Here is a 26,113-nt window from a genome sequence, read left to right on the forward strand (position 1 = left end):
AATTCCATGGCAACTGGAAAGATTTTACAAATTACTGGCGTGGTTATCGACGCAGAATTTCCTGCCGATAGCCTGCCACAAATTTATAACGCGTTGGAAATTCCCTTGGGCCAAGGCCGACCATCGCTGATCTGCGAAGTCCAACAACAGTTGGGCGATAGCGTCGTGCGCGCGGTCGCAATGTCCACCACCGACGGCCTTGTCCGTGGGATGGACGTTATCAACACTGGTGCACCAATTAGCGTGCCAGTCGGGCCCGAAACCTTGGGTCGGGTGTTCGACGTTCAAGGTCGGCCAATCGACGGTGAAGGCCCAGTTGGTACAACCAAAACGATGCCAATTCACCGCCCAGCTCCAACCTTCGAAGAACAATCAAACCGCGCTGAGTTGTTCGAAACCGGCATCAAAGTCATCGACTTGATCGCGCCCTTTACCAAGGGTGGCAAAACCGGCGTGTTCGGCGGCGCAGGCGTGGGCAAGACCGTTATTATCCAAGAGTTGATCTCGAATATCGCTAAAGAACAATCCGGTTACTCGGTGTTCGCAGGCGTAGGCGAGCGCTCACGCGAAGGTAACGACTTGATCCACGAAATGAAGGATTCGAAGATTCCTGGCACCGACCAAACCGTATTCGATAAAACGGTGATGGTGTTCGGCCAAATGAACGAACCACCAGGAGCACGCTTGCGGGTAGCACTTTCAGCTTTGACCATGGCTGAATACTTCCGCGAAGAAGGCCGCGACGTGCTGTTGTTCGTCGATAACATCTTCCGCTTTACCCAAGCAGGCTCGGAAGTGTCGGCGCTCTTGGGCCGGATGCCTTCACAGGTGGGTTACCAACCAACTCTTGGGACCGAGATGGGTGAGTTGCAAGAACGCATCACCTCGACCAAGACTGGCTCGATTACCTCGTTGCAAGCAGTCTACGTGCCTGCTGACGACTACACCGACCCAGCTCCAGCAACAACCTTTGCTCACTTGGATGCAACGATTTCGCTGGAACGCTCGATCTCGGAAAAAGGTATCTACCCTGCGGTGGACCCACTGGCTTCGACCAGCCGGATTCTCGACCCCAACATTGTGGGCGAAGAACACTACCGCGTCGCGACCGAAGTCCAACGGATGTTGCAACGCTACAAAGACTTGCAAGATATTATTGCAATCTTGGGTGTCGAAGAATTGTCAGACGACGACAAATTGACAGTTTCCCGCGCCCGCAAGCTCGAACGCTTCTTCTCACAACCATTCGGTGTGGCTGAAGTGTTTACCAACATTCCTGGCAAGTACGTCGCCGTTGGCGATACTGTCAAGAGCTTTGCCCGCGTTCTCGCTGGCGAGTTCGACCACATTCCCGAAAGCTTCTTCTTTATGAAGGGTGGCATCGACGATGTGGTAGCCGCCTTCGACGCATCAAAGCAATAAGCGATCAATGATTATGCGACCCTGCGCCGGCTGGAACGGGCATTATACCCGCCCCATTCCGGCGCATTGTCTATAATCGCTGTGAGGATGTATGCCACTCCAATTGGAAATCGTCACCGCTGAGCGCGTGGTTCTTTCCGAAGAAGTCGATATGGTTAGCGCGCCTTCGTATGAAGGTCGGGTGGGGATTTTGCCCCGCCACGAGCCATTATTGACTGTCTTGCAACCAGGCGAATTGCACTATGTGAAAAATGGTGTTAGCATGCCCTACGCCATCAGCGGCGGCTTCATGGAAGTCTTGCCAGATCGGGTAACGATTTTGGCCGATACCGCTGAACGCGCTGATGAAATCGATGAAGCTCGGGCTGAACAAGCACGCGCCAAAGCTGAACAGGCTGTGCGCGATCGTCAAGGCGCTGTCGATGTTGCTCAGGCCGAAATTGCCCTGCGCCGCGCTACAGTGCGCTTGCAAGTTGCCAAACTGCGCCGCAATCGTCAACAGTAGTAAACATGAGTTGAAAGAACATCAGCTAGCACCCATGGCATGCAAACCAGTGGTAATCGCTCGGTGTTCTTTCTTCGTTTGGAATAACTAAGGTATGGCACGAAAACTTGGGATTGACCTAGGCACGGCCAATGTGCTTGTCTACATCAAGGGCAAAGGAATTGCCTTGTCCGAGCCGTCGGTGGTGGCGCTCTCGCGCAAAACCAATAAGATTCGCGCAGTTGGCGCTGATGCCCTCGCGATGCTTGGCCGTGAACCAGAAAGCGTTGAGGTGATTCGCCCAATGCTTAACGGGGTTATCGCCGATTATGAAACCACCAAGGCGATGTTAGAGCACTTTATTGATAAAACCCGTGGCTTTGGCAAGCCCGATGTGATGATCTGTATTCCGGCTGGCGTAACCACCGTCGAGATGCGGGCCGTGCGTGATGCTGCGCGTAAAGCTGGCGCTCGCCGCGCTTATTTGATTCGTGAGCCACTTGCTGCTGCGATTGGCGCGAATATTCCGGTGGCCCAACCATCGGGCAACTTGATTATTGATATTGGTGGTGGTACAACTGAAGTTGCCGTGATTTCGCTCAACGATATTGTGGTGAGCAATTCGGTACGGGTTGGTGGCAATAAGTTCGATGAAGCCATCGCCGCCTATATTAAACGTAAATATAATATGATGATCGGCGAACGGACTGCTGAAAGTATTAAAATTGAAATTGGTTCAGCCTTGCCGCTTGACCGCCCATTGACCATGCAAGTGCGTGGCCGCGACCAAGTTGCGGGCTTGCCGCGCACAATCGAGGTCGATTCCAACGAAATTACCGATGCAATTCAAGAGCCACTTGAAGCAATTATTAGTGCCGTGCGCTCGGTCTTGGTCGAAACGCCACCAGAATTATCATCGGATATTATTGATAAAGGCATGGTGATGACCGGCGGTGGCTCGATGCTGCGCCGGATCAACGAATTGCTGACCGAAGTAACTGGCGTGCCTTGTTATGTTGCCGACCAGCCCGCCAACTGCGTGGCCATCGGCACAGGTCTTGCCCTAGAAAATCTTGAGATTCTCCGCGAAAGTTTGTCGGGGAGTGATATAAATTAGGTTCGAGGGTTCAGAGGTCAGGGGTCAGGGGCGAGGGACTAGGGATCAGTAACTAGCCTTTAAATACTCAAGCCTGAACCCTAACAACTGAACCCTGACCCCTACTCGTGATTATTCAACGTTGAATGATCGCATTGACCATTGACATTTATGCAAGCTGGCAGCGATGCTGGCCCATTCATTGAAGTAATGAACTGAGTAGTTTTGGGCTACGGTTGTTGCTTCAGCGAGGTTTTCTATGGATATGCGCGATGATGCGCGGCTCGCCGATGAAGTCGAGAAGCTAACCCATACAGCGGATGCGCTTTCGCTTGATGCGAAAAATCGCATGCGCAAGGTTGTTGAACCTAAAATTGAGGCTGCGGTTGCCCAACGCGAGGCAATGGTCGCCGAATTAACCAGCGAACCTGTCCAGGCTCCAGCCAGCGAATTAGCCAAGGCTGATCCCCGCCGTGTGACAATTACCCATGTGCGCAATCATCCCCATACCTTTGCCTACCTTGATGCTGCCAACCAGCAGCTCAAGCTGATTGGCTATACTGAGCATGGCCGTCGCCATGCCGCTTTGGTTGGCCACATTGGGGCTAATGTCTTGCGCCGCCTCAACTTTTCGGCGCGCGAAATTGAGCTGGCCGAAATTGCAGGCTTGTTGCACGACATTGGTAATAGCATTAATCGCAACGATCACGGCCAAACTGGGGCAATTCTGGCCAAAGATATTTTGAGCAGCCTCGCGATGCCAATCGACGAGATCATCACGATTATGGGTGCGATTGGCAATCACGAGGAAGAACGCGGCCATGCGGTTTCAAGCGTGGCGGCGGCGCTGATTTTGGCCGACAAATCCGATGTGCATCGCTCGCGGGTTCAAAACAGCGATCCCACGACCTTTGATATTCATGATCGGGTCAATTATGCAGCGACCAAATCGTTCTTGCGGGTTGATAGCGAGCAACGGCGTGTTACACTGCAATTGACGATCGACACCGAGATGGCCTCGGTGATGGATTATTTTGAGATATTTCTCTCACGAATGGTAATGTGCCGCAGGGCTGCCGAGTTTCTTGGTAGTCGCTTTGGGCTTTCGATAAACGATGTATCGGTGTTGTAGCTGCTACGCTAGCTGGCTCACCAAGCGCAGGTTAAACGCGCTTGTGCTGGTTGTAGCCGCTACGGCAGTTTAATTTATTTCTCTTTACTAAAGGAGCCATCTCATGACCGAACGAGCCGTATTAAGTGAAGGCGACACTGTAGGCACTAATTTACATGTCAAGCAAGCCTATCGCAACTTAACGGTGCCGCAATTGGTGGAAGCTGCGCTCAAACGGGGCGAAGCCGTTTTATCGGCTACTGGGGCTGTTGTTGCCACCACGGGCGCACGCACGGGTCGTTCTGCAGATGATAAGTTTGTGGTGGAAACACCAGCAGCCGCGTCAATGCACTGGACGAAATTCCATAAAGCTATGAAGCCCGAAACCTATGCCACGATCAAGGCCAAGGCGTTGGCGCACATGGCCGAACGTGAGATGTTTGTTTTAGATGCCAGCGCTGGCGCTGATCCAGCCTATGCGCTGCCAATTCGCGTGGTGACTGAATATGCTTGGCATAATTTGTTCGCCAAGCAATTGTTCCGCGATGCAATTAGCAACGATCAACAACCACAATGGACGGTGCTCAATTTGCCAAGCCTGAAGCTTGATCCAGCGGTCGATGGCTCGCGCTCAGAAGTCGCCGCCATGATCAATCTCGATGAAAAATTGATTTTGATCGTTGGCACCGAATACGCTGGCGAGATCAAGAAATCGATCTTTACAGTGCTGAACATGGTCTTGCCAAGCCAAAACGTAATGCCAATGCACTGCTCAGCCAATATTGGCAGCAAGGGCGATGTGGCCTTGTTCTTCGGCCTCTCGGGCACTGGCAAAACCACGCTCTCAGCCGACCCAGAACGGGTGCTGATTGGCGATGATGAGCATGGTTGGAGCGCCAACGGCGTGTTCAACTTTGAAGGCGGCTGCTATGCCAAGTGTATCCGCTTGCGCCGCGAATCGGAGCCAGAAATTTTCGATGCAATTCGCTATGGGGCGGTGCTCGAAAACGTGGTGCTCAGCGATAGCCGCGATCCCAATTATGATGATGCGTCATTGACCGAAAACACCCGCGCCGCCTATCCCTTGGAATTCATTCCCAACGTCAGCGAAACGGGTATGGGCGGCCAACCAGAAACGATCATCTTCTTGACCGCTGATGCCTTTGGGGTTTTGCCGCCAATCGCTAAGCTCAGCCCTGAACAAGCGATGTACCACTTCTTGTCGGGCTATACCGCCAAGTTGGCAGGCACCGAAACGGGCGTTGGCTCAGAGCCACAAGCAACGTTTAGCACCTGCTTTGGCGCACCGTTTATGCCATTGCATCCAACCGTGTACGCCGATTTGCTCGGCCAAAAAATGCGCGAACACAAAGTGCGGGTATTTTTGGTCAACACTGGCTGGACTGGTGGTTCGTTCGGGGTTGGCAAGCGCATGAGCTTGCGCGATACTCGCACGATGGTGCATGCCGCGTTGGCTGGCAAGCTCGATGATGTGGAAATGTGGCACGATGCTCGTTTCAACCTCGATGTGCCTGTGGCGATCGAAGGCGTTGATAACAGCGTGCTGCAACCCCGCCAAACTTGGGCCGATGCCAGCGAATACGATCAAGTTGCCGATGACTTGGCCGCGCGCTTCCGCAAGAACTTCGAGCAATACGCCGAACGCGCTGGCGAAACCGTGGTAAACGCTGGGCCACAAGCGTAGGCTCTACAACCAAGTTTTGTAACCGCGAAGAACGCGAAGAGCACGAATGTTAGGTTTAGTGGTTCGCTGACATTTCTCCAATTATCAGAGAACCACTAAATTAGCCTTAGCGTCCTTCGCGTTCTTCGCGGTTAAATTACCCCTTATCCTTATGGCTTTTCTGCCTTTTGACTTTTGCCTTCTGAATTGGCTTCCAGCTCCTCGAGCACCCGTAAGATCAACAATGCAATCTCTAGGCTTTTTATCTCAGCACATAATGAATTCCAATCGCGCTCGCCTGCCCAGATGCGCTGAATGCTTGCTGGTACTTTGCCCCAATCGCCTTGCTGCATCTTCGGGAATTCTTGCTCGACCGCAGCTCGCATTTCTTGATTGCCTTGGGTTGCTGTGACAATTGCTGCGATCAATTGCCCAAATTGTTGATCGATATGCCAGCGATTGGCGGCATGGGCAGTAAATGCTGTTTGTGCTTGCTGACGATACTCTGCTGCTGTCACTGCTTGGCCTGCTAGATTGGCTAAGTCGGCAAGGATGCTAAAAGATAACCATAATGAAGCACTATTGGGATCAAGAGTTTGCTTGATTGCCAAGGCTTGTTCAGCATAGGCTTGAGCTTCGACTAAGCGGCTTGACGGCCATGCTCCAGCTTGGATTTGATTAGCAATCAGATCAGCGAGATTATTGAGTGTTCCCGCCTGATAAAATGCTGGCAGATCAGGGGTTTGTAATACCCGTTGATACCAGCCCTCAGCCTCGCTTGGCTTGCCTGCTGATTCAGTCACGATTGCCAAATTATTACAGGTTTGCGCTACCCCAATGCTATCGCGCAAACCTTCGTGGATAGCCAGACTCTGGCGATAATGTTGCTCGGCGTTCGGCCAATCTTGTTGCTCTTCTGCAACTCTGCCCAGTTGATGATAGATCGTGGCTTCAGCACTTGGCGCGTTCAACTGCTGATAGATCTCTAGGGCTGCATCGTATTTTTGGGTGGCCTCAGCATACTGGCGCTGTTGCAACGCTAATGTCCCAAGTAACTCTAAATCTACTCCTTGACTATGCAGATCATCAAGTGTTTTATCGATTTCTAGTCCTTGCTCATAACAACGCTTAGCCTCAGTAAATTGGCCTTGATCGCGGTGGCAATTGGCAAGATCAGTCAATACTGCTGATTTCTGATGAAAATACATCTTGGCATCTGGTTGTTGGATGAGCAACTGTTCAATCATAGTTAATGCATGCTGCTGCACCTGCTGGGCTTGAGCCGGTTGGCCTAAGCGCAGTAAACAACGCCCAATTCGCGCAAGGGTTACACAATGCTCATAGGAGCCACGGCCACACGGCTGATCATCTGGCTGTTGCTCGATCCGCGCTAAAAGTTGCCCAAAGCGTTGGAGCGCTGCATCATAACGACCTTGAGCAAATTCAGCCTCACCAAGCCCAGTTTCATGTAAAAACTGGGCTTCGGAAAGCTGTTCTTTGATAACCATATGCTGGGCAAGTTGTTGATTGAGCAAATTGCGCTCGCGCTGCATACCAAAATTGTTATAAAACTTATTTAGGTTATCAGCCATATCTACTGCGGCATCAATCTCCTTTAAGCTTAATAACCCTTGGAGTGCCTTTTGCAGGTTGGGCAGTTCATAGCGCATCAAGGCTCGAACTGCTTGCGGGGTTTGGCGATCTTGCTCATAACAATATCTTGACAACTGGTAATAACGCACGGCAAAGCGTTGCTCTAGCTCAGTGCTAGTGGGGTGCTGCTGGCGCAAATAGGGCGTGAGAGTTGGATGAAAGTGCAAAAATGGCACGGTAATATTTTCAATTGCCACAGGCACAATTAATGCCGCATGCTCTAGGGCGGCGCGGAGTTGCTGCCATTGCTCGGCAGGAATCTCCGTAATAACAAGCAAATTTTCTTCTAACGTACCGCCTTCAAAGGGCGTGAGCATTGCTAGCCACTTACGCTGTTCCGAGCTGAGGCGTTGTAGCGAGTAGGTTAGCGAGGCTTCGAGCGAGCTATGGCGCGGGGTCGGGCTGTTTTCATCGGTGAATTGGGCCAAGGCGCTGCTATAGTCGCTCAGCAGTTGCTCGATGCTCAAGTTGGGGTCGCGCAAGGCGCGTAGGGTCAAGCCCATCGCCAAGGGGTGATGATCGAGCCGTGCCAATAGGCTGCTTAGTTGCAATTTTGGCGCACGCCGCCGATCAATCGCCAAATCATCGAGCAAGGCCGTGGCAAAGCTGTAGGCTGAGGGTGCATCCAAGCCGCGCATGGCAATCAGGCTGGTGTATTGGCCTTGCTGCAAGCGGCTATCACGCAAATCATAATCGCGGCAGGTCAAAATGATGCCTGCGCCTGCTTGCCGCAAGCCCAGCACACAATCCCACAAGGCTTGGCGTTCTTGGGCTTCCAACACATTTAGCTCAACATTACCCGCGTTGGGCAAAATGCTCTCCAAATTATCAGCGATAATTAGCAATGGCTTGTTGCGTAGGTGCGGCTTGAAGCGCTTTAAGGCTGCTTGTAAATCGTGCGAATCGGTTTCGGGCAACTCATAATGGCGAGCAATCGCGCTGAGCAGGGCAATTTGGTTGCCGCCATGTTCAAACGAGAGCAGCAACGCGCCTTGATAGAGCTTGGTTTGGGTGAGCCAAGCGGCAGCTTCGCTGGCAAGGCGGGTTTTGCCAATGCCGCCAAAGCCATACAACAAGGCGATTTTGCCTTTCAGCAAAGCCCGTTCAAGCTGCAAAAGCTCTTTGGCGCGGCCAACAAACGGGCGTTGATGCGGGTTCTCAACAAAGCCCGAAAGCTTGGTCGGCTTGGGGCGCGGCGGCTTGCCGGTTGGGGTGAGATTGATCGCTGCTTGCTGATAAAAATGCGGCATCCACCAATCGGCTAAGCTAATTGGATCGGCGGTTTGCTCGGCATTGCGGGCGAGGTGCAGGCGCACGGGCTGACTTTGCAAGGCTTGGCGGGCGCGCTCCAAGGCTACAGGTACCGAATCACCTTTGGCGATCAAGCCATAGAATTCGCCAAAAAAGATCGCTGTCGTGATGGGCAGCACGCTAGCGCTCATGGCCACCACCGCTGGCACGCCTGCCGTCAACAACTGGGTTGCTACGCTGCTCAACGCCTGTTGCTTTTGATACTCGGCATCGTCGCTTGCACTCGTATCCATCACACTGGTTTGGCAGGCATCCAACAGCACCAAACGCACCCCTGCGCCATTCAACAACTCGGCAAAGCGCCGAGCCTCAACCGTATCAACCTGATAATCGGCTTTTTCAAACGATAAAACCCCTTGCGGCACGTTGGCTGATTTATAGAGCGTGCTGGTTGGCTGCATTTTGGGAAAGCCGCCATGACCATCGAAATGCAGAATATGTACGGGCTTGCTAGCATCTTGCAGGCGACGCGCCAGTTGATCATAGGTTGGCGGGCGCAAAAACTCCAACTCGATCATGCCAGGCTTGAGTTTTTCAGTTTGTTCTAATTGCTGCAATTGCTCAAAAATCGTCTGGGCTGATGTTCGTGGATCAAGAAACCCTTGATCATCAGGCCGTGCCACAACCACCAGCACTCGCAAAGGCATGGCAAATTCATCGACAATTGATTCTTCTTCTGCGATCGTAGGAATGGTTCGATAGATCGCAACTGGGCTGCGCCGCCGTTGGTTCAAAAAGCCAAAATCATCGTGTAGCAATTCCCATGGCACGCTCAACACGGCGGGAATCACGCTTAAAATTTGCAAGGTTGGCACACCAGCATCAACCTGCATCCACTCAGCATAAATTTTGGCAGCGTTGGCACTTGATTCAAAAATTGCGGCAAAGAGCGCCTTGCCAACTGTGGCTAAATCGGCTTCAACTCGTGCGGCGCGTTCGCGAAACTCCAGAAATGGCCATTTCAGGTATTCTTCAAAATACCATTGAAAATCGGCGCGTTGCTGTTTGGTTGGTAGCTCAGGCAACGTGCCGTTGGCAGTCAGTTGATTGAAGCGCAACGTCCATTGGGCTAAATCGGGCGAATCAGGGGCGGCAGCGGTACATTCGAGGGTGAGGATGTTTGGTTGGCTCATAGGGTGGCTCCTCGGCTAGCAACACAGCCTTATCCTATCATGGCCTAACCGCGAATGGTAGCCTACGAGCAGCACAAGTTTTGATCCACGATACCTGAAATAGCAGTTTAACGCAGAGGCGCAGAGAAACGATGTTTTGGTAGTGAGCACAACAGCATTTTGTTAAATGCAACGTGCTGTTCTGCTGCTCAACAAACAATGCTTTGCGCCTCTGCGTTAAACTTTCGCAAATCTTCGGGTAGCTTCGCGTTCTTCGCGGTTACGAAATACGTTTTGATCCACGAAGGACACGAAGAGCACGAAAAATAAGGCTCTAGGCTCTCGGCTATCGGAACAAGTGTTGGTATTTGCAAGCAATCTCCGAAAGCCCAAAGCCAATAGCCCTTCGGGTAGCTTCGCGTTCTTCGCGGTTAAAAATAACATTCCTTGCCCCTTGCCCCTGAATCCTGACCCCTCATTCAGACACTCCTTGCACAAGCCTCGATCTTCTCGGATAATGCTGCTATGCAAACAGTTATTCTCGATCAGCAACAATTGAATTCGCACTATGGCTTGCTGACTGTGGCCTCGCCGCAACTTGCCAGCGCGCAGCCAGGCCAATGGGCAATGCTGCATCACGGCTTGGGCAACGACCCATTCTTGCGTAGCCGCGCTTGGATTATTGCGACCAATCGTAGTAGCACCGCTACTTTGGCCTTGGATTTGCACGACCCACTCTTGGCGACGATTGCGCGTATGCCCAAATCCAGCGAGCTTGATGTGCTTGGGCCGTTGGGTCGACCGCTGAGCAGCGATGGCCAAAAAGCAACGTTGCTGATTGCTGAGGGCAATGCAATCTATAGCATGTTGTTCTATGCCCAACGCATTAGCGAAACCGGCGCGCCTGTGCTGTTGCTGGCCAGCGCCAGCGACGAGTTGCGCGTGCCGCCATTTGTGCTACCAGCAGAGATTGAATATTTGGCAACCAGCGACGATGTGCTTGATTTGCTGGAAAGTAGCGGCAAACTTGATTCGCCGTTGGTTTGGGCCAATCGCTTGTTAGCTGCAGGCAGTGTCGATTTGGCGAATCGGTTGAGCCAACGCATTCGCCGCGAGCGCTATGCTTGGCAACAAGGCTTTGCCGCATTTATCGTCGATCAGCCCTACCCGTGCGGAATTGGCATGTGTGGCGCGTGTTGGCAAAATACTCGCCAGCAGCCAAAATTGTTGTGTAGCCATGGCCCAGCGCTTGATCTGCGCGAATTGATCTAACTTAATCGGCATAATTTCGGATAAAATATTGATAACCTGATCCAAATAAGCAATGGCGCTTATCGCTAGGAGATGTACATGTTACCCGATTACCGCCCCGAACCGTTTGTCGATTTCAGTGTCAAGGCCAATGCCGATGCCATGCGCACGGCGCTTAGTAAAGTTGGCGATGAATTAGGCCGGACGTATCCGCTGCTCATTGGTAGCGAACATATCGAATTGGCCGACACCTTCGATTCACTGAATCCGGCCAAGCCAAGCCAAGTTGTTGGCAGTTTTGCCAAGGCAACGGTTGAGCATGCCAATCAAGCGGTCGAAGTTGCCGCCACAGCTTTTGAAACATGGCGCAACGTTGCGGCAGAAGAACGCGCTCGCTATTTGTTCCGCGCTGCGGCTGTGATGCGCCGCCGTAAGTTTGAATTTATGGCATGGTTAGTTTACGAAGTGAGCAAAAGTTGGGCTGAGGCCGATGCTGATGTGGCCGAAGCAATCGACTTTATGGAATATTATGGTCGTCAAGCGATTAAGTTTGGTGGCCCGCAACCTGTCGTTGCCTACAACGGCGAAGAAAACGAACTCCGCTATATCCCGCTCGGCGTGACCGTGGTTATTCCACCATGGAACTTTGCCTTGGCGATTATGGTTGGTATGACGACCGCCGCGATTGCTGCTGGCAATACGGTTGTGCTGAAACCTGCCTCGGCCTCGCCAGCAATTGCCGCGCAATTTGTGCGCTTGTTGGTCGAAGAAGCTGGCTTGCCCGATGGCGTGGTCAACTTCGTGCCTGGCTCGGGCGGCGCAATGGGCGATGCCTTGGTTGATCACGCCAAAACCCGCGTGATTGCCTTCACTGGCTCGAAAGAAATTGGCCTACGGATTTTCGAACGCTCAGCGAAATTGCAACCAGGCCAAATCTGGCTCAAACGCACAATCTTAGAAATGGGTGGCAAAGATGGGATTGTGGTTGATGAAACCGCCGATCTCGATGCTGCCGCCGATGCTATTGTGGCCTCGGCCTTTGGCTTCCAAGGCCAAAAATGTTCGGCCTGTTCGCGGGCGATTATCGTCGAGAGCGTGTATGATTCAGTCTTGAAGAAGGTTGTTGAGCGCACCAAGAAACTGACCATGGGCGATCCGACCGATCCCAAGCAGCACATGGGCGCTGTGGTCGACCAAAAAGCCTTCGATAAGATTCGCGAATACATTGAAATTGGCAAGGGCGAAGGTCGCTTGATGCTCGGCGGCGAAACTGGCGATGCAGCAGATGGCTATTTCATTCCGCCAACAATTATTGCTGATATTGCTCCCGAAGCTCGGCTTTCGTTGGAAGAAATTTTCGGGCCGGTGTTGGCGTTTATCAAAGCTAACGACTGGAAGCATGCACTGCAAATTGCCAATAACACCGAATATGGCCTGACTGGCGCAGTATTCAGCCGCTCCCGCGAACGGCTGGAAGAAGCTCGCCGCGATTTCCATGTTGGCAACTTGTATTTCAACCGCAAGTGTACTGGCGCGTTGGTTGGGGTGCAACCGTTTGGTGGCTTCAACATGAGCGGCACCGACTCCAAAGCGGGCGGCCCCGATTACCTCTTGTTGTTCACCCAAGCCAAAACGATCACCGATCGCTTCTAAAAAAAGTGGGATGCAGCATGGTATTAACTCCATGCTGCATCCCGTAAACAATAAAAAAGCCCGATGGGTATCGGGTTGGCATCCTCACCAGATCAAACTTCTTGCTAAGCTACTTGCAGCACCAATTGGGCAATCACGCTGCGCAGCTTCACAAAATCCAGCGGCTTCAAAAGATATTCGCTACAGCCAGCAGCAATTGCATGACTGCGATACTCGTTGCTGCCAAAGGCGGTCATGGCAATAATTGGCAGATGCTTGGTGCTGCTATTGGTGCGTAATTGCTTGGCTACGGTTAAACCATCAATGCCCGGCAACGCCAGATCCAATAACACCAAGGCTGGGCGAACAAGCGGAATCTGCTTCAACGCTTCACTACCATTGTGAGCGCCGACCACCGTATAGCCATCTAACTCAAGAAGCCGCGCGAGAATAATGTGAGTGTCTGGTTGATCATCAACAATATATAAACAAGCCATACCTGCTCCAGTGTCCGTAGAGCTCGAAAAATCACGCTCGCTGTGTCGGCAAACACTCATTGGACAATAGGAATTGAGTCCTCGATTGGATAGTTCCTTTAATTAGCATGCAGGGTAACATAGATAGATAGCACTGACAAGCCTCAAAGGTATAAAAAAACTTAATTTTTTCTGAAAAATAAGTTTTGGGGCTTTGTGAGCATTGTAAATCACATTTGCGCTTAACCAAGCACGCTTCTAGACGATTCTAATCGGCCAAAAACGTGCTGGCTAAGCTCCGAGCGAGGCTCATTTTTAGTGGTAATTCAAGGCTTGGCGCAGCTGTTGCAGAACGTTAAAAGTATATAAATCGTTAACAATTAAGCTTGGCCACGTTTGCGGGGCTGCTAGGTTTACCCAGCCAACTTCAGCAATACCTGCGCTTGGATCGTTGGGGTTGGGAGTTTCAAAGCCTGGTTTTGGCCTGCCCTCAATAATGCGGCAACGATAGGTTTTGAAGGCTTGATAGGTTGCGTCAGGCTGATCCTGTTGGTGCAAAATTAGCCCTTCAACCGCAACCAGCACGCCCAGCTCCTCCCATGCTTCGCGTTCGACACAGGCAATTTCGCTTTCCTCAGGCTCGCGTCCGCCGCCAGGCAACAGCCAGAAATTGCTCATTGCATCAGCAAAACGAATCATTAAGAGCTGGTCGTGCTCAATAATCGCAATTTGATAGCGGGTATGGCGCAGGGTTGCCATTAAATATCGCAGCCTTGGGTTAATGTTTGAATGAGCACCATCGCAGGCCCGCTGTCTTGCAGATAGCCGCTGTTTAAGCGCCAAACCTCTGCTTGTTTGCTCGCGCCATAACAGCCCACCCAAAGCGCGTTGGTATCGGCCAAAACAATTGTTTGCAGAAAAGCCGAAGCCGCAGTTTCAACTGGGTTTACATTCACATAGACGCTCAGTTGCTTGCTTTGGCGTAGGCTATCGGGCACATTGGGCAAGGTTCCCTCAACCCATGTTTCAGCTGTTTTGGCCGAATCTGCCTGAGCAAGCGCGGCATAGTAGCTAAACAGCAGCTCGGGAATTGTGGTTTGGCTGCTGAGTGGCAATTGCTCAAGCGGCGTGCCACATTCACGCACCTGTTGATCAAGCACGCCCAAAACATTATTGCCGCTGGTGGGCATCGATTTGCTTGAACTCAAGCGCCATGGGCTATTTGCGTCAGCCCGAGTTGCCACATAACAAGCAGTATCGGCGCGCGCTCCGCCATCCTTCATGCCGAGCAAGACAATCCCTGCCATGCGGGCTTCGGTTTGGTTTTCGTTCAAAGTTGGCGCTGTCACCAAGCCAACCACTGCATCGATGCCAAAGAAACTTGCACTAAACCCAGCTTGATCAATCCCGCCTGGTGGGCTTGCCCAGTAGCCATAGGCCCGCTCATACTCTTGGCGATTGAGTGCATTGACCAGCGAACCAAACAGCTTAATCGGGCTGGTTTGATCATCAAACGCTGCGACCATTGGTACTTGTGGCTCGCCAACCACTGCGGTTGCGCTTGCCTCTGCTGAAGTTGGCGTTGCCGCTGCTTGGGTTGGGCTAGCCTCAGCTTGCAAGGTTGGGCCAACGGTTGGTGCTTGGGTTTGGTTGCTACAGCCAGCCAAAAGCAGAATGGATAGCAAGCAAGCGCGCTGTAAAAAGAGCTTCATCGATCAAACTCCTTTATTCTTTCCAAGTGGTTTTGCTTTGCCAATCGGCGCGGGTTAATGGCTTTGGAGTTACCGCAGGCTTGCCAACATATAAAAAGCCCAACAATTTGGTTGGTGCTTCAAAGCCCACAGTTTTGGCAACAAGCTCGTGGGTTCCAATCGCGCCGCTCGACCATTTGGCGGCCAAACCAAGCTGCGCCGCCATAATGTGGGCATTTTGGACTGCCATTGCAACCGCCGCTAACTCTTCCCATTCGGGATTTTTGGGCTGTGGCTGCATGCCCAGCGCAATCCAGACGGGAGCCATCCAGACCTTATCGCGTTGCTTAGCCTCTTGAAATGGGTCGCCTTGGGCGGCGGCAACCAAGGCTGCGCCTAATTCGGCCCGCGCATCGCCAGTATAGACCACAAAGCGCCATGGTTCGGTCACACCATGGCTCGGGGCCAAGGTCGCTGCCTGTAAAATTAATTCAATCGCCGAGCGCTCGATTGGCTCAGGAGAAACTTCTTTTAAGCCGTATGATCGGCGTTGGGCCAAAATGGCCAAAACTTCGCTACTCGTTGCCATTGCCAAACCTCATCAACTAAATCAATTGCGCTTTAAAGAGTAGCATGAATCAATCAAGCCTGTAATTACCAGCCAAAAGCTTGGGCTTCCCAACTGAGCAAATCGCCCTCGATATGCTCGCTGCAGCCAAGTTGCTCCAACATCAGCATAATTTGGGCGCGATGATGCATGCTATGGGTGATGAGATGGCCAATTGTGCCGCCATAGGTTTTTTGCGTTGGCGGATCATCCAAGCCATCAGTGTACACCGCATCCCAGCGTTGTTCGCGGCTGATGCTGCGCGCAATTGTGGCAAAATCTTTTCCAGCAGCACCCAAGCGTTGCAATAAACCATCGATCGAGGTGTCGCTCAAGTCGCGCACTGGGCGCTCGGCCATCAGATCGCACCAAGCTTCCATATTTTCGATAATATGCTCAAAACATTGGCGCAAGCTCCGTTGATCGATTGGAAACTGGCGATCAAGTTGCTCCGGCGTGAGCGTTTGGGCTTGCAATAACAATTGCCGAGTTGTCCAGACATCATGGCCAAGCAAACGATCTAACAAATCCATTGTTTAATTCCCATCTACATTAACGATCCAAGGGTGCAGTATACAGCACAAATGTACCATTGTTTTAGCGCACAACGAGCTTGTTTCGCCGAACTACAGCCATCTGCTATACTGTAGGGATAAAGCCACCTGCATTTAGGGAAGACCATGATGGATAAGCTCCCACATACGTTTTACCGCCGCCGTTTTGTTGATGGTCGCCATCATGTGTTCCATTCGTATGGATTTGGTCGGGTTGTGCGCAACGATGCTGAGGTTTTGATTTATGACTGGTCGCTTGGCACGCCGCAGCGCATTAGCGATACGCTTGGCTGGGGCAGCGACGCACCGCGCACTCGGCTATTTGATCAACGGGCCTCACGGGCGTTTGGGCGTTCGTGGTGGTGGCGTTCGCGGCCACTCAATATCACCAGCATGTATGATGAATGGGGCAATTTGATTGTCCAGCGCATCGATTTTGCCAGCAAAGCTTTGGATATTAGCGGCAGTTTCTATCAAACTGATCTGTATCTTGATTGTTTTGTGGCTGCCAATGGCGTGACCCATGTGGTCGAAGATGAAGATGAAGTGATCGAGGCCAATCAAATTGGCTTGTTAAGCAATCCGCAACGCGAGATGATTGAAACTGAGCTGGATAGCGTGCGCAATCTGATGCGCGCTGGCACATGGCTTAGTTGGCTCGAAACCATCGCCGGTACGCCATTCGACCGCAAATTTTTGCCCAAAGCACGCAACTACGATGGTTTTTGGCAATCGCGGGCGAGCTATTGGCCGGAGGATTAACATGGCGCTCGATTGTAGTGTCGTGATTATTTCATGGAATGTGGCAGATTTGCTGCGTCAATGTTTAACCTCAATCAACCAATCGCTGGCGGCGAGCAGCTACAGCTATGAAGTGATTGTGGTCGATAATGCCTCGCACGATGCTTCGGTTGCGATGGTTCGCCACGAATTTCCCAGCGTCCAAATCATCGAAACTGGAGCGAATTTAGGCTATGCTGGCGGGGTCAATGTTGGGATTGAGGCCGCCCAAGCGCCATGGATTTTGGTGCTCAACCCTGATACCGTTATGCAAGCAGATGCAATTCCTCAGTTGCTGGATTGGGCGCAACAGCACCCCGCTGCGAGTGTGATTGGCCCGCAATTGCGCTACCCCGATGGCTCGATTCAATCGTCACGTCGCCGCTTACCCACCAAAGCCAGCTACTTTTTCGAAAGCACGTTGCTAGAACGCTGGTGGCCTGCTAATCCTTGGGCTGCTGCCTATCGTTGCGCCGATCTGCCCGACGATCAGCCGCAGCAGGTCGAATGGCTGATGGGTGCAGCCTTGTTGGTACGCAAATCGGCAATCGCGCAAGCAGGCGCGATGGATCGGCGCTTCTGGATGTATTCCGAGGAAGTCGATTGGCAAGCCCGCTTGGGGCGATTTGGGCCAATTTGGTATGTGCCGCAAGCAGTGATTATTCACCACGAAGGCAAATCGAGCGAACAAGCGCCAGCGCGCAAACATTGGGCCTTCCAACAATCGAAGTTGCGCTATGCAGCCTTGTACGAAGGGCCTGCTTTTGCTACTGCCTTACACTTCTTTTTGGCAAGCAGTTATTTGTATGAACTGCTGGTTGAGAGCGCTAAGTGGCTGCTTGGGCATAAACGCCAATTGCGTTGGCAGCGCATGCGCATCTATTGGCAGGTGCTGCGCCAGTTTGGCTAGGCTGTGTTCCCTCACCCCAACCCCTCTCCCACCCAGCAGGCGAGGGGCTTTAATACTGTGGTTCTTGCGCAATGCGTTGCTACAAACGGGTGCTCCTGCCTCGCAGGCGAGGGGCTTTAATATTGTGATTCTTGCGCAATGCGTTGCTACAAACGGGTGCTCCCCCTCGCCCGCGTTTAGTGGGAGAGGGGGCTGGGGGGCGAGGGAACGTTGCAGCGGGCTTTGACATTTACCCATGGCCTCGTATAATGCCTATATGCGACCTTCACGTTCGGCCCAACAGGCAGCCCCACCAGCAGCGATGGTTCATCTCTATCGTGGTTTGATGGATCGCGCAGTTACTTGGCGATCACGGATCGATACGCCAACCAACTGGGCGGTGGCGATTACGGGCACCGTTGCCAGTTTTGTGCTTGGCGATGCTGATCATCATCATGCGGTTGTGCTGCTGACGATTGTGTTTTGTATGGGCTTTTGGTTTATCGAAGCCCGCCGCTATCGCTACTACGATTTATGGGCCACATGGGTTCGTATCCTCGAAACTGATTATTATGTGCCATTGCTTGGCCAAAATACCCTCGCGGTTGATCAATATTGGCATAAATTGCTGATTACCGACATGAACACGCCCCATTTTAAGATTTCTACCGTCGAAGCGTTGGGGCGACGTTTACGCCATAATTACATGGCGATTTTCTTGTTTTTGCTGTTTATCTGGCTGTTGAAGCTGATGATTCATCCGCAGATTACCAATCGGCCATCGCTGGAAACCTTCATTTATGATGCCAGTTTGGGGCCGTTCGGTGGCAAATTGGTCATTTTATCGGTCTTAGGCTTCTATGCATGCTTGATTATCATGGCCCTGATTACGATTCCCCGTTGGGGTTCGCGCACCGAGATGGTGGGCCATGAACGGGTGCTGCGCAAGCTCGCGCTGCCAGAAGCCATGCCAGTGGGTAAATCCAAACGACGAGGAGGGCGACGTAAATCATATGGAAAAGCCCACGACTAACCAGCCAACCGATCTCTGCATTATTATGCATGCTCACGCGCCGTTTGTGCGCCAACCTGGGCCTTCGAGCCATGGCGAGGAAGAATTGCATGGCTTGATGGCCGATTGCTATATTCCGCTGCTGCGTGGCCTTGCCGACCTGATTGAGCAAAACAAAGCGGTTAAAATGGGCTTGGCCATTAGCCCCATTCTCTTGCATCAATTGAATGATCCTGTCGTGCAAAAGCATATGTTGCATCATCTTGATGAGGCGATTGCGCAGGCCGAGCGCCGCCTTGAAGCTGCCAAGGGTGGCGATGAACATAGTGCCTACTTGGCGCAATTTTATTTGCAATTGCACCAACGCACCTTGCACGTGTTTGAAAAGCAGTGGAGCCGCAATATTGTGGCCATGACCCGCGAGTTGGTCGAGGCCGAAGCGCTCGAAGTGCTGGGCCATACCGCCACCTACCCCGTGCCGCATTTGTACGATCGGCCAACTTTGCGCACGCAAGTGGAAGTTGGCACGATTGCCTTGATGCACATGCTCGGCCAAACCCCAAGCGTGCTCTGGAGCGCCGAAGATCCAGTTACGCCCGAATGGGAGCAGATTCTCAAGCCGCTCGATATGCGGGCCTTGGTGGGCACTGCCAACCCTGAATTGCGCGGCCAAGCGCTTTCGTGGCTTTCCGAAGCTCGCCAAACAACCGTTATTACGCCCGATCAACGTTTATTAACCCATATTCGCTCGGTTGGTTTGGGCTATCCTGGCGATCCGCTGTATCGCACGCCGATGCCAATTCCGCTGGATGATGGCATGCTGAGCCGTGATGGCAACGCCTATGATCCGTTTTATGCCTATGCCCGCGCTCGCCAGCATGCCCGCCATTTTACTGCGGTGCTAACTGAAACTGCCAGCAATGGCCAGCCGTTGGTGATTGTGGCGGATATGGAATTGTTTGGCAGCGGTTGGTTTGAGGGTGGGTTATGGCTGCGCACTTTGCTCGAAGAATTGCCAAGTCATTTTCGCTTAGTTACGCCAAGCACCTTGCTAAAACGGCATAAACCAAGCGTGGTTGTGCCACCACAGCATTTTTCGGGGATTATTGATGGTCGTTTGAGCGCTGCTCATCGCCAATTACAAGCTGCGGTTGCTGAATATCCGCAAGCCTATGGCGACCGCGAACAGGTGCTCAACCAAGCGGCGCGCGAGTTTTTGCTGGCCCAATCGGGCGATTGGGATCGTTGGGTTGGCACGCCAGGCGCTGATTATGCGAATGCCCGCCGTAGTGACCACCTGCAAAAGTTCGATTGGCTGATGCAGTTGTTGCCCCATGAAACCTTGTTGCCAGTTGCAGCGCGTGAATTTGCCGCCTTGCAAGAGCGCGACAATCCTTTTCCTACCCTCAATTATCGGTTGTTTGGGGATTTTGAACGATGACAACCTACACTTGGCTTGGCCAAAACCAGCCACATCTTGATACCATGTTCGTTCATGACCTTGGCTCAATGGTTTTTGCCAGTTTTGGCGGGGTAACCGCCCAAGGCGCACACAAAAACGAAGATGCCGCTGCAATCTTCATCGATCCTGCTGGGGCTTGGGAATTGGCCTTGGTGATCGATGCTCATCATTCGGCTCAAAGTGCGCAGCTGATTTTGAACACGGTGGTTGAAGCCGAAAGCCAACTGCGCGATTGCTTGAACCAACCCTTGAATCAAGCCTTTTTTAGCCTTGATCGGGCTTTGCTTGATTTGTTTCGCAGCAATAGCTTTCGGGCGCAGTGTGCCACAATTCAAGGCGAAGCTTCGTGCCTGTTTGTGGCGCGCAAAGATGAATATGTTTGGTATTGGGCGGTCGGCGATTGCATTGGCTATATTTTTCATCCCAGCATTGCGCGGCTTGGCGAGATGCAGCTCAATCAACGCCGTTTCTACGAATGGATTGGCAATGTCAATACCTGGGATGGTGTGTTGCCCTCGTATTCCACCGGCATTCGTTTGCTGCAACCTGGGCTGACCACGCTGATGCTCACCACCGACGGCTTGCTCGAATGCGGCAAACGCCCATTTGAGCAACCAACCACCTTGTATAACACCGTTTGTTGGCAGCATAGCACGCTGCCTCGCGCCGCCCGTGCCTTGCTCGAACGCGTGCAAACCGAAGGCGGTCGCGATAGTGCAACCGTCATTTTGTGGCAATTTGATAGCACCTGGGCTGGAATGAATCGCGACTTCCGCTAAACAAATGGGCCAAGCCACCCCAAATTGGCTGATGCTCGATGGACAAACCAGCTTGCTTGAAGGCTTGTAGCACATGCTTGCCTGTGCCAAAACGCTGAGCCAACGGTGCAAGCTGACGGTAAGGCAAGCTCGGCGCTCCCAAACCACGTGCCAACAATGGGACAACCGTTTGTAAATAGATATGGCCCAAACTGCTCACCCATGAATTGCCTGTGCCAACCTCAATCAAGCTAAACCGCCCATCTGGCCGCAGCAAACGCCGAATTTCGCCTGCAAAACGCACCAATTCGCTATAACAAAACGTTTTTAATCCAAAACAACAGACTACGCGATCAAGGCTTTGGCTCGGTAGTCTGTTGGCAAAAATATCACAATTGTGTACTTCAATTCGCTCCAGATAAATTGGGTGCTTCAAAGGTTGTGCTACTAGATCGAGGGCAATTAACGAGCCGCGTCCTTGTAACGCTTGCTCCAGCCAGGGCCAAGCCTCGCCGCCGCCACACAGCAAATCACCAACAACCATGCCTGGCTGAATCTGCGCCGTGGCGATACAGCGTTTGCGCCAAGCATTGATAATGCCCAAACTGCCGAGCGAACTAACCTGATCGTATGAGGGAGCCATTTGTTCAAACAGCGCTTGTAAATCGCTGTTATCAAACTGATCGGCTAAGCCATAATTGGGTGCTGAAATCATTGTGGAAACCTCACAAATAGCTGCTTGGTATCCACGATAGCGCTGGGATGTTACACCAATGTTACAAGGCCGCGTTGGCCAAGCGTTCGATCAAGCTGCGCATGCTCGGATCGACCTGCGTATGCTGGGCCAAAAATTCGACAATTGCCAAGGCTGAGGCTGGGCTATGCTGATAGCCTTGGACCCATGTGGCCAGCAACGGCTTCAAATCTGGCAGGCGTTGCTCGATGCGGCGTTCGTTGGCAAAAACATCGCCAGCAACAAGCCCAAATTGCGGCCATGTGCCAATTAATTCCAGCACTCGATCGACCGCAAAATGTTGGATAAAGCGCTGCGCCGAAAGCCACTCACCTCGCTGATAGCGGCACAAGCCAATATACAAACAGGTTAATGCTTCGCCCAATAACCAGCTAGGCTGTTGGCGATTGGGCGTTGGGAGCGCAAGCTGTGGCAAGCCAATCGCAGCATCAACGTGAGCTGCTTTCCAAATAATCTGGCCTGGTGCAAAGGGAATATTGGGCAATTCTGCTGGTTCGAACACCGCAAACTCACAAAAAATCTCGTCGCTATAAAGTACTTTATAGCCATCGACGGTATTTTGAAAGGCATAACTAATTGGCTGAATCGCCGCCAGCCAACCAAGATCATTCAAAAATTGGGCTTTGCTGCCAGCTTCGACGATGGCAAAAAAATCGAGATCTGACCATTGATCAAGCCGTTCGCGTTCTAAGCCAACCGAGCCAAGCCCGATTAAGGCCAAGCCATGGCCACTGGCTGCCAGCGCTTGACCAATCGCAGCCAAGCGTTCTAAAAGTTGTTGGGGGGTAGGCATGGCGTGCCTCCATTGATTAAGCCTCAAACTACCGCATAGCTCTAAGTTTGGGCGATTCAGCCTCGTATGGTAGCATACAACTCCGCCCTAAGCCGCATAGCAATTGTGTCACTGTATGTCACAATGCTGCTGTTTACTAGCAAGCGCATTGCATAGCGTCAAGCAAGGAGGGTTTATGCCCAGCTATCAGCTTGCCCAACTGAATATTGGCACGATTAAAGCGCCATTAGATACACCGCTCATGGCCGATTTTACCAATAATTTGGATCGAATTAATGCCTTAGCTGAAGCAAGCGATGGCTTCGTTTGGCGCTTAAAAGATGATTCTGGCAATGCGACTGATTATCGCCCACTCGACCCGCTGACGATTGTGAATATGTCGGTTTGGCGCGATCTCGATGCCTTGATGCACTATGTCTATAAATCGGAGCATGTGGCGATTATGCGGCGACGCAGAGAATGGTTCGAGCGCATGGATACAGCTTTTATGGTACTCTGGTGGGTTCCAGCAGGCCACGAACCAACTGTCGCCGAAGCCCTTGAGCGCTTAGAATACTTACGCGCCAATGGCGAGAGTAGTGCTGCGTTTAGTTTTCGCAAGCCATTTGCCGCGCCCGACCAACAGCTTTCAGCCGAGGCTTAATCAATGGCTGAACTGTATTTACGCCCAGTCGAAGAGGCCGATCTGCCCAGCTTTTTCGCGCAGCAACAAGATCCAGTGGCGATTCACATGGCTGCCTTTACCGCCAAAGATTCCAGCGATGATGCTGCGTTTCAGGCGCATTGGCAAAAAATTATGGCCGATAGCAGCATCATCAAGCGGGCAATTATCTGTGATAACCAACTGATTGGCCAGATTGCCCAATTTGAACAATTTGGCGAGCCAGAAGTGACCTATTGGCTCGATCGGCGCTATTGGGGCCAAGGGCTTGCCAGCCAAGCCTTGCAACTATTGCTCAACGAAATTACCCTGCGGCCATTGTTTGCCCGCGTCGCCCAAGATAATCACGGCTCGCTCAAGGTGTTAACCAAAGCTGGCTTTCAGATTATTGGTGAAGATTCGGGTTTTGCTCATGGCCGTGGTTGCGACGTAGCCGAATATGTGCTGCGGCTCGATTGATCCACCCTACGTCCGAGTTAGTATGAGTTTGTTTTTTTAGGAGGATAACGCAATGACTCAACCACCTATGCCACCGCAAGGTAGCTACCAATTGCCACCCCAAGGCAATTATCAAATGCCAACCAATGATCAAGCTGGCGGCAGCAAAGCCAAGGCGCTCTTGATTGGGCTGGGCGCTGTTGTTTTGGGTGCAATTATCTGGGGGCTTTTGGCCTATTTCACCGAACGAATCTTTTTCTACGTCGCTATTTTGATTGGGATGGGGATTAGCTATGCCATGATCTCGCCTTTTCGCAAGCCTGTCTCAAAAGCGATCCTTTTTTCCTTGGTTGTGCCAGCAATTCTTTTTACCTTGCTTTCATTGGAAATCGGTAGCCTGATTACCTTGGTGATCTTTTTGCAACGGGAGCCTGGAATTGAAATTCCATTAGGCCAAGCGATTTCGTTTGGCTTCGATGGGCTCTTAAGTGAAGAATGGTACAAAAGCAGCGATCATATTTTGACGGTTGTTTTTGGGGTCTTAGGGGCTGGCTTGGGCTTCTACAATACCTTGAAACGCTCGTAGGGTTTAAGATCCCCTCACCCCCCAACCCCTCGCCCGTGGCGCGGGCGAGGGGTTGGGGGGTGAGGGGATAAAGGAACCTTATTTATTGGCCAGCAATTGCTCCAAGCGATCAACATAGCTTGCCAACACGCGGAAGGCGGCCTCAACTGGCTCTGCTGAAGTCATATCAACCCCAGCCAATTTCAGCGCATCCAACGGGGCCAACGAGCTACCAGCGCTCAAGAATGCCAAATAGTTGCTTTGGGCATCGGGCTTGCCTGCCAACACACCTTCGGCCAAGGCATGGGCTGCGGCAATTCCGGTTGCATATTGATAGACATAGAAATTGGCGTACATATGGCCTGAGAAGGTGGCCCAGGTAATCCCCATGCGATCTGCATCGGGCACAACTTCTTCGCCATAGCCTTCGCGGAACAAATCGAACATGATGCCGTTGAGGGTGGCAGCGGTTAATGGCTCGCCACGTTGGCCGCGTTCGTGAATTTCAAGCTCAAATTGGGCCAAAATTGGCATGATGAAGAAATAGCGATGGAAATTGCTCATGGCTTCTTCAATCAAAGCAATTTGGAAATCTGGGTCTTGGTTGGTGTTAAACAAGTGGTTGCGCACCAAAGCTTGGTTGAAGTTTGAGGCGACTTCGGCCACAAACAAGCCATAGTTGCTATACACCGTTGGTTGGTTTTGCCAGGTCAGATACGAGTGCATCGAGTGGCCAAGCTCGTGGGCTAAGGTGCTCATGCCAAAAATATCGTTGTTGTAGTTCATCAAGATATAAGGCGGCGTGCCTTTCCAGCCACTCGAAAATGCTCCGGCGCTCTTGCCTTTGTTGGGGTAAATATCAACCCAGCGATCGTCGAGCAAGCCGCGTTTGGCAACGCTGGTGTAGCCTTCGCCCAACGGCTTCATGCCTTCAATAATCCAATCAACTGCTTCGGTGTAGGGAATATCAAGCTGTTTGGTGCTCAATGGCGCTTTAATGTCGTAGACATGCAATTGATCGTAGCCCAAGGCTTCGCGGCGTAAGCGCCAGTAGCGATGCCAAGTTGGGTAGTTTTTGCGCACCGTCGCCACCAATTGATGAAACACATCGGTTGGGATGTTGTTTTCGCCCAGTGCTGCGGCCAAGGCTGAGCTATAGTTGCGCACCCGTGCATTGAAGACATGTTGTTTGACACAGGTCGCCATACAATTGGCCATGGTGTTTTTGTTGGCCAAGTGGGCATCGCTATAGTTTTCAAAGGCGGTGCGGCGCACTTCCCGATCGGGGTCGGTCAGCAACAGGCCAATTGTGCCTTGGGTCAATTCCAATTCGGTTGCATCAGGGCCATGGGCCGCTGGATAGGCCAAATCAGCATCGGTCAAAATGCGGTGGGTCGAGTTGGCTGAATCAAAGGCATCACTGACCAAACCCAACACTTGCTCAACTTCTGCTGAACGCACATGGGCTTGGCGACGCTCAACTTCGTTGAAATATTGACCATAGCTGGCCAAATCGACGTTTTCTGCTTGCCATTGCTTCAGCGTTGCAAAGCCAATGCCAATAATTTCTGGCTCGATAAAGGCCGCGCTGGCCATCATGCGGGCATAAACCCCCATAACTCGATCCATTTTGGCTTTGGCTACTTGATCGGTGGTATCGACGCTATAAAACAGGCTGGCGTAAATGTAGAGCTTGCCTAGCCGTTCGTTAAGCTGATCGGCATAGTTTAGCGCTGCCAAGAGGGTTGGCGCACCTTCAGCCAAACGGCCTTGATATTGTTCGATCTCAGCAATCGATTGCGCATAGGCATCGAGTGCTTGTTCCCATTCAGCATCAGAAGCGAAAACTTTGGTTGCATCCCACGTATCGGCGAGGGCTACTTCCTGACGAGTTGGGACTGTTGCAGCGGTTGTCAT

Annotated in this window: 24 protein-coding genes; 15 read left to right on the forward strand and 9 right to left on the reverse strand. The window is 52.0% G+C overall.

Translation table 11 applies throughout. The features are described from left to right. The first annotated feature begins 6 nt into the window (after window positions 1-6). The 5 genes from atpD (at window position 7) to pckA (ending at window position 5,818) form a co-directional block, all read left to right on the forward strand. Window positions 7-1,422 (forward strand): F0F1 ATP synthase subunit beta, encoded by a 1,416-nt coding sequence (gene atpD / locus JOD20_RS12830; protein ID WP_204755635.1) that lies wholly within the window; start codon window positions 7-9, stop codon window positions 1,420-1,422. Between the two features lie 91 nt (window positions 1,423-1,513). Then, window positions 1,514-1,927: a F0F1 ATP synthase subunit epsilon gene (locus JOD20_RS12835; protein ID WP_204755636.1), complete on the forward strand. Its 414-nt coding sequence runs from the start codon at window positions 1,514-1,516 to the stop codon at window positions 1,925-1,927. Between the two features lie 94 nt (window positions 1,928-2,021). Beyond that, window positions 2,022-3,023, forward strand: coding sequence for a rod shape-determining protein (gene mreB, locus JOD20_RS12840; RefSeq protein WP_110520207.1), 1,002 nt, complete (start codon window positions 2,022-2,024; stop codon window positions 3,021-3,023). 238 nt (window positions 3,024-3,261) lie between these two features. Continuing rightward, entirely contained in the window at window positions 3,262-4,134 is an 873-nt protein-coding gene (locus tag JOD20_RS12845; protein WP_204755637.1) for an HD domain-containing protein, read from the forward strand. A 103-nt stretch (window positions 4,135-4,237) separates the two neighbouring features. Further along, on the forward strand, window positions 4,238-5,818 hold the full coding sequence (gene pckA / locus JOD20_RS12850) for a phosphoenolpyruvate carboxykinase (ATP) (protein WP_204755638.1): 1,581 nt from the start codon (window positions 4,238-4,240) through the stop codon (window positions 5,816-5,818). 149 nt (window positions 5,819-5,967) lie between these two features. Here pckA and JOD20_RS12855 read toward each other — a convergent pair whose 3' ends face one another. Continuing rightward, a complete protein-coding gene (locus JOD20_RS12855; protein WP_204755639.1) occupies window positions 5,968-9,894 on the reverse strand; it encodes a tetratricopeptide repeat protein in 3,927 nt (1,308 codons plus the stop codon). A 504-nt stretch (window positions 9,895-10,398) separates the two neighbouring features. On the opposite strand from JOD20_RS12855, the gene JOD20_RS12860 reads away from it, so the two are divergent. Further along, the gene (locus JOD20_RS12860) at window positions 10,399-11,145 is read left to right on the forward strand and encodes an iron-sulfur cluster-binding protein (protein ID WP_204755640.1); all 747 of its coding nucleotides are present in this window, start codon (window positions 10,399-10,401) and stop codon (window positions 11,143-11,145) included. A 78-nt stretch (window positions 11,146-11,223) separates the two neighbouring features. Next, on the forward strand, window positions 11,224-12,777 hold the full coding sequence (gene pruA, locus JOD20_RS12865) for an L-glutamate gamma-semialdehyde dehydrogenase (RefSeq protein ID WP_204755641.1): 1,554 nt from the start codon (window positions 11,224-11,226) through the stop codon (window positions 12,775-12,777). A gap of 104 nt (window positions 12,778-12,881) precedes the next feature. On the opposite strand, the gene JOD20_RS12870 is transcribed toward pruA, so the two are convergent. From JOD20_RS12870 to JOD20_RS12890, 5 genes are all read right to left on the reverse strand, one after another. Beyond that, on the reverse strand, window positions 12,882-13,253 hold the full coding sequence (locus tag JOD20_RS12870) for a response regulator (protein WP_054534600.1): 372 nt from the start codon (window positions 13,251-13,253) through the stop codon (window positions 12,882-12,884). Window positions 13,254-13,547: 294 nt separating this feature from the next. Next, window positions 13,548-13,991, reverse strand: coding sequence for an NUDIX domain-containing protein (locus JOD20_RS12875; RefSeq protein ID WP_204755642.1), 444 nt, complete (start codon window positions 13,989-13,991; stop codon window positions 13,548-13,550). Further along, window positions 13,991-14,944 (reverse strand): hypothetical protein, encoded by a 954-nt coding sequence (locus tag JOD20_RS12880; protein WP_204755643.1) that lies wholly within the window; start codon window positions 14,942-14,944, stop codon window positions 13,991-13,993. Before JOD20_RS12880 ends, JOD20_RS12875 begins: the two co-directional genes overlap by 1 nt. 13 nt (window positions 14,945-14,957) lie before the next feature. After that, entirely contained in the window at window positions 14,958-15,512 is a 555-nt protein-coding gene (locus JOD20_RS12885; protein ID WP_204755644.1) for a nitroreductase family protein, read from the reverse strand. A 65-nt stretch (window positions 15,513-15,577) separates the two neighbouring features. Next, the gene (locus JOD20_RS12890) at window positions 15,578-16,063 is read right to left on the reverse strand and encodes a DinB family protein (protein ID WP_204755645.1); all 486 of its coding nucleotides are present in this window, start codon (window positions 16,061-16,063) and stop codon (window positions 15,578-15,580) included. Between the two features lie 150 nt (window positions 16,064-16,213). On the opposite strand from JOD20_RS12890, the gene JOD20_RS12895 reads away from it, so the two are divergent. The 5 genes from JOD20_RS12895 (at window position 16,214) to JOD20_RS12915 (ending at window position 21,006) form a co-directional block, all read left to right on the forward strand. Then, a complete protein-coding gene (locus JOD20_RS12895) occupies window positions 16,214-16,846 on the forward strand; it encodes a DUF402 domain-containing protein (protein WP_204755646.1) in 633 nt (210 codons plus the stop codon). A 1-nt stretch (window position 16,847) separates the two neighbouring features. Next, the gene (locus tag JOD20_RS12900) at window positions 16,848-17,774 is read left to right on the forward strand and encodes a glycosyltransferase family 2 protein (protein ID WP_204755647.1); all 927 of its coding nucleotides are present in this window, start codon (window positions 16,848-16,850) and stop codon (window positions 17,772-17,774) included. 256 nt (window positions 17,775-18,030) lie between these two features. Next, complete coding sequence (locus JOD20_RS12905; protein ID WP_204755648.1) at window positions 18,031-18,786, forward strand: DUF2270 domain-containing protein; 756 nt, start codon at window positions 18,031-18,033, stop codon at window positions 18,784-18,786. Continuing rightward, window positions 18,767-20,206, forward strand: a complete 1,440-nt coding sequence (locus JOD20_RS12910) for a 1,4-alpha-glucan branching protein domain-containing protein (RefSeq protein ID WP_204755649.1) — start codon at window positions 18,767-18,769, stop codon at window positions 20,204-20,206. The genes JOD20_RS12905 and JOD20_RS12910 overlap by 20 nt, the downstream gene beginning before the upstream one ends. Then, window positions 20,203-21,006 carry a PP2C family serine/threonine-protein phosphatase gene (locus JOD20_RS12915; RefSeq protein WP_204755650.1) on the forward strand — a complete coding sequence of 268 codons (804 nt, stop codon included), beginning with the start codon at window positions 20,203-20,205 and terminating at the stop codon, window positions 21,004-21,006. Before JOD20_RS12910 ends, JOD20_RS12915 begins: the two co-directional genes overlap by 4 nt. Here the strand turns inward: JOD20_RS12915 and JOD20_RS12920 are convergent. After that, window positions 20,951-21,700 (reverse strand): class I SAM-dependent methyltransferase, encoded by a 750-nt coding sequence (locus JOD20_RS12920; protein ID WP_204755651.1) that lies wholly within the window; start codon window positions 21,698-21,700, stop codon window positions 20,951-20,953. The two genes, JOD20_RS12915 and JOD20_RS12920, sit on opposite strands and share 56 nt — an antisense overlap. 61 nt (window positions 21,701-21,761) lie before the next feature. Further along, window positions 21,762-22,532 carry a hypothetical protein gene (locus JOD20_RS12925; protein WP_204755652.1) on the reverse strand — a complete coding sequence of 257 codons (771 nt, stop codon included), beginning with the start codon at window positions 22,530-22,532 and terminating at the stop codon, window positions 21,762-21,764. A gap of 175 nt (window positions 22,533-22,707) precedes the next feature. Here JOD20_RS12925 and JOD20_RS12930 point away from each other — a divergent pair, with 175 nt between their 5' ends. Genes JOD20_RS12930 through JOD20_RS12940 form a run of 3 tightly spaced genes read left to right on the forward strand, consistent with a single transcriptional unit; the run spans window position 22,708 to window position 24,217 of the window. Continuing rightward, window positions 22,708-23,175 (forward strand): DUF3291 domain-containing protein, encoded by a 468-nt coding sequence (locus JOD20_RS12930; protein ID WP_204755653.1) that lies wholly within the window; start codon window positions 22,708-22,710, stop codon window positions 23,173-23,175. Between the two features lie 3 nt (window positions 23,176-23,178). Beyond that, the gene (locus JOD20_RS12935) at window positions 23,179-23,652 is read left to right on the forward strand and encodes a GNAT family N-acetyltransferase (RefSeq protein ID WP_204755654.1); all 474 of its coding nucleotides are present in this window, start codon (window positions 23,179-23,181) and stop codon (window positions 23,650-23,652) included. 52 nt (window positions 23,653-23,704) lie between these two features. Beyond that, window positions 23,705-24,217 carry a hypothetical protein gene (locus tag JOD20_RS12940; RefSeq protein ID WP_204755655.1) on the forward strand — a complete coding sequence of 171 codons (513 nt, stop codon included), beginning with the start codon at window positions 23,705-23,707 and terminating at the stop codon, window positions 24,215-24,217. A 78-nt stretch (window positions 24,218-24,295) separates the two neighbouring features. On the opposite strand, the gene pepF is transcribed toward JOD20_RS12940, so the two are convergent. After that, a complete protein-coding gene (pepF, locus tag JOD20_RS12945) occupies window positions 24,296-26,113 on the reverse strand; it encodes an oligoendopeptidase F (RefSeq protein ID WP_204755656.1) in 1,818 nt (605 codons plus the stop codon).

This window comes from Herpetosiphon giganteus (assembly GCF_016907925.1).
GTDB classification, from domain to species: domain Bacteria; phylum Chloroflexota; class Chloroflexia; order Chloroflexales; family Herpetosiphonaceae; genus Herpetosiphon; species Herpetosiphon giganteus.

Bases quoted from the DNA above. Each gene is read 5' to 3' on its own strand.
- atpD (WP_204755635.1), top strand. From the start codon at position 7: ATGGCAACTGGAAAGATTTTACAAATTACTGGCGTGGTTATCGACGCA.
- JOD20_RS12835 (WP_204755636.1), top strand. From the start codon at position 1,514: ATGCCACTCCAATTGGAAATCGTCACCGCTGAGCGCGTGGTTCTTTCC.
- mreB (WP_110520207.1), top strand. From the start codon at position 2,022: ATGGCACGAAAACTTGGGATTGACCTAGGCACGGCCAATGTGCTTGTC.
- JOD20_RS12845 (WP_204755637.1), top strand. From the start codon at position 3,262: ATGGATATGCGCGATGATGCGCGGCTCGCCGATGAAGTCGAGAAGCTA.
- pckA (WP_204755638.1), top strand. From the start codon at position 4,238: ATGACCGAACGAGCCGTATTAAGTGAAGGCGACACTGTAGGCACTAAT.
- JOD20_RS12855 (WP_204755639.1), bottom strand. From the start codon at position 9,894: ATGAGCCAACCAAACATCCTCACCCTCGAATGTACCGCTGCCGCCCCT.
- JOD20_RS12860 (WP_204755640.1), top strand. From the start codon at position 10,399: ATGCAAACAGTTATTCTCGATCAGCAACAATTGAATTCGCACTATGGC.
- pruA (WP_204755641.1), top strand. From the start codon at position 11,224: ATGTTACCCGATTACCGCCCCGAACCGTTTGTCGATTTCAGTGTCAAG.
- JOD20_RS12870 (WP_054534600.1), bottom strand. From the start codon at position 13,253: ATGGCTTGTTTATATATTGTTGATGATCAACCAGACACTCACATTATT.
- JOD20_RS12875 (WP_204755642.1), bottom strand. From the start codon at position 13,991: ATGGCAACCCTGCGCCATACCCGCTATCAAATTGCGATTATTGAGCAC.
- JOD20_RS12880 (WP_204755643.1), bottom strand. From the start codon at position 14,944: ATGAAGCTCTTTTTACAGCGCGCTTGCTTGCTATCCATTCTGCTTTTG.
- JOD20_RS12885 (WP_204755644.1), bottom strand. From the start codon at position 15,512: ATGGCAACGAGTAGCGAAGTTTTGGCCATTTTGGCCCAACGCCGATCA.
- JOD20_RS12890 (WP_204755645.1), bottom strand. From the start codon at position 16,063: ATGGATTTGTTAGATCGTTTGCTTGGCCATGATGTCTGGACAACTCGG.
- JOD20_RS12895 (WP_204755646.1), top strand. From the start codon at position 16,214: ATGGATAAGCTCCCACATACGTTTTACCGCCGCCGTTTTGTTGATGGT.
- JOD20_RS12900 (WP_204755647.1), top strand. From the start codon at position 16,848: ATGGCGCTCGATTGTAGTGTCGTGATTATTTCATGGAATGTGGCAGAT.
- JOD20_RS12905 (WP_204755648.1), top strand. From the start codon at position 18,031: ATGCGACCTTCACGTTCGGCCCAACAGGCAGCCCCACCAGCAGCGATG.
- JOD20_RS12910 (WP_204755649.1), top strand. From the start codon at position 18,767: ATGGAAAAGCCCACGACTAACCAGCCAACCGATCTCTGCATTATTATG.
- JOD20_RS12915 (WP_204755650.1), top strand. From the start codon at position 20,203: ATGACAACCTACACTTGGCTTGGCCAAAACCAGCCACATCTTGATACC.
- JOD20_RS12920 (WP_204755651.1), bottom strand. From the start codon at position 21,700: ATGATTTCAGCACCCAATTATGGCTTAGCCGATCAGTTTGATAACAGC.
- JOD20_RS12925 (WP_204755652.1), bottom strand. From the start codon at position 22,532: ATGCCTACCCCCCAACAACTTTTAGAACGCTTGGCTGCGATTGGTCAA.
- JOD20_RS12930 (WP_204755653.1), top strand. From the start codon at position 22,708: ATGCCCAGCTATCAGCTTGCCCAACTGAATATTGGCACGATTAAAGCG.
- JOD20_RS12935 (WP_204755654.1), top strand. From the start codon at position 23,179: ATGGCTGAACTGTATTTACGCCCAGTCGAAGAGGCCGATCTGCCCAGC.
- JOD20_RS12940 (WP_204755655.1), top strand. From the start codon at position 23,705: ATGACTCAACCACCTATGCCACCGCAAGGTAGCTACCAATTGCCACCC.
- pepF (WP_204755656.1), bottom strand. From the start codon at position 26,113: ATGACAACCGCTGCAACAGTCCCAACTCGTCAGGAAGTAGCCCTCGCC.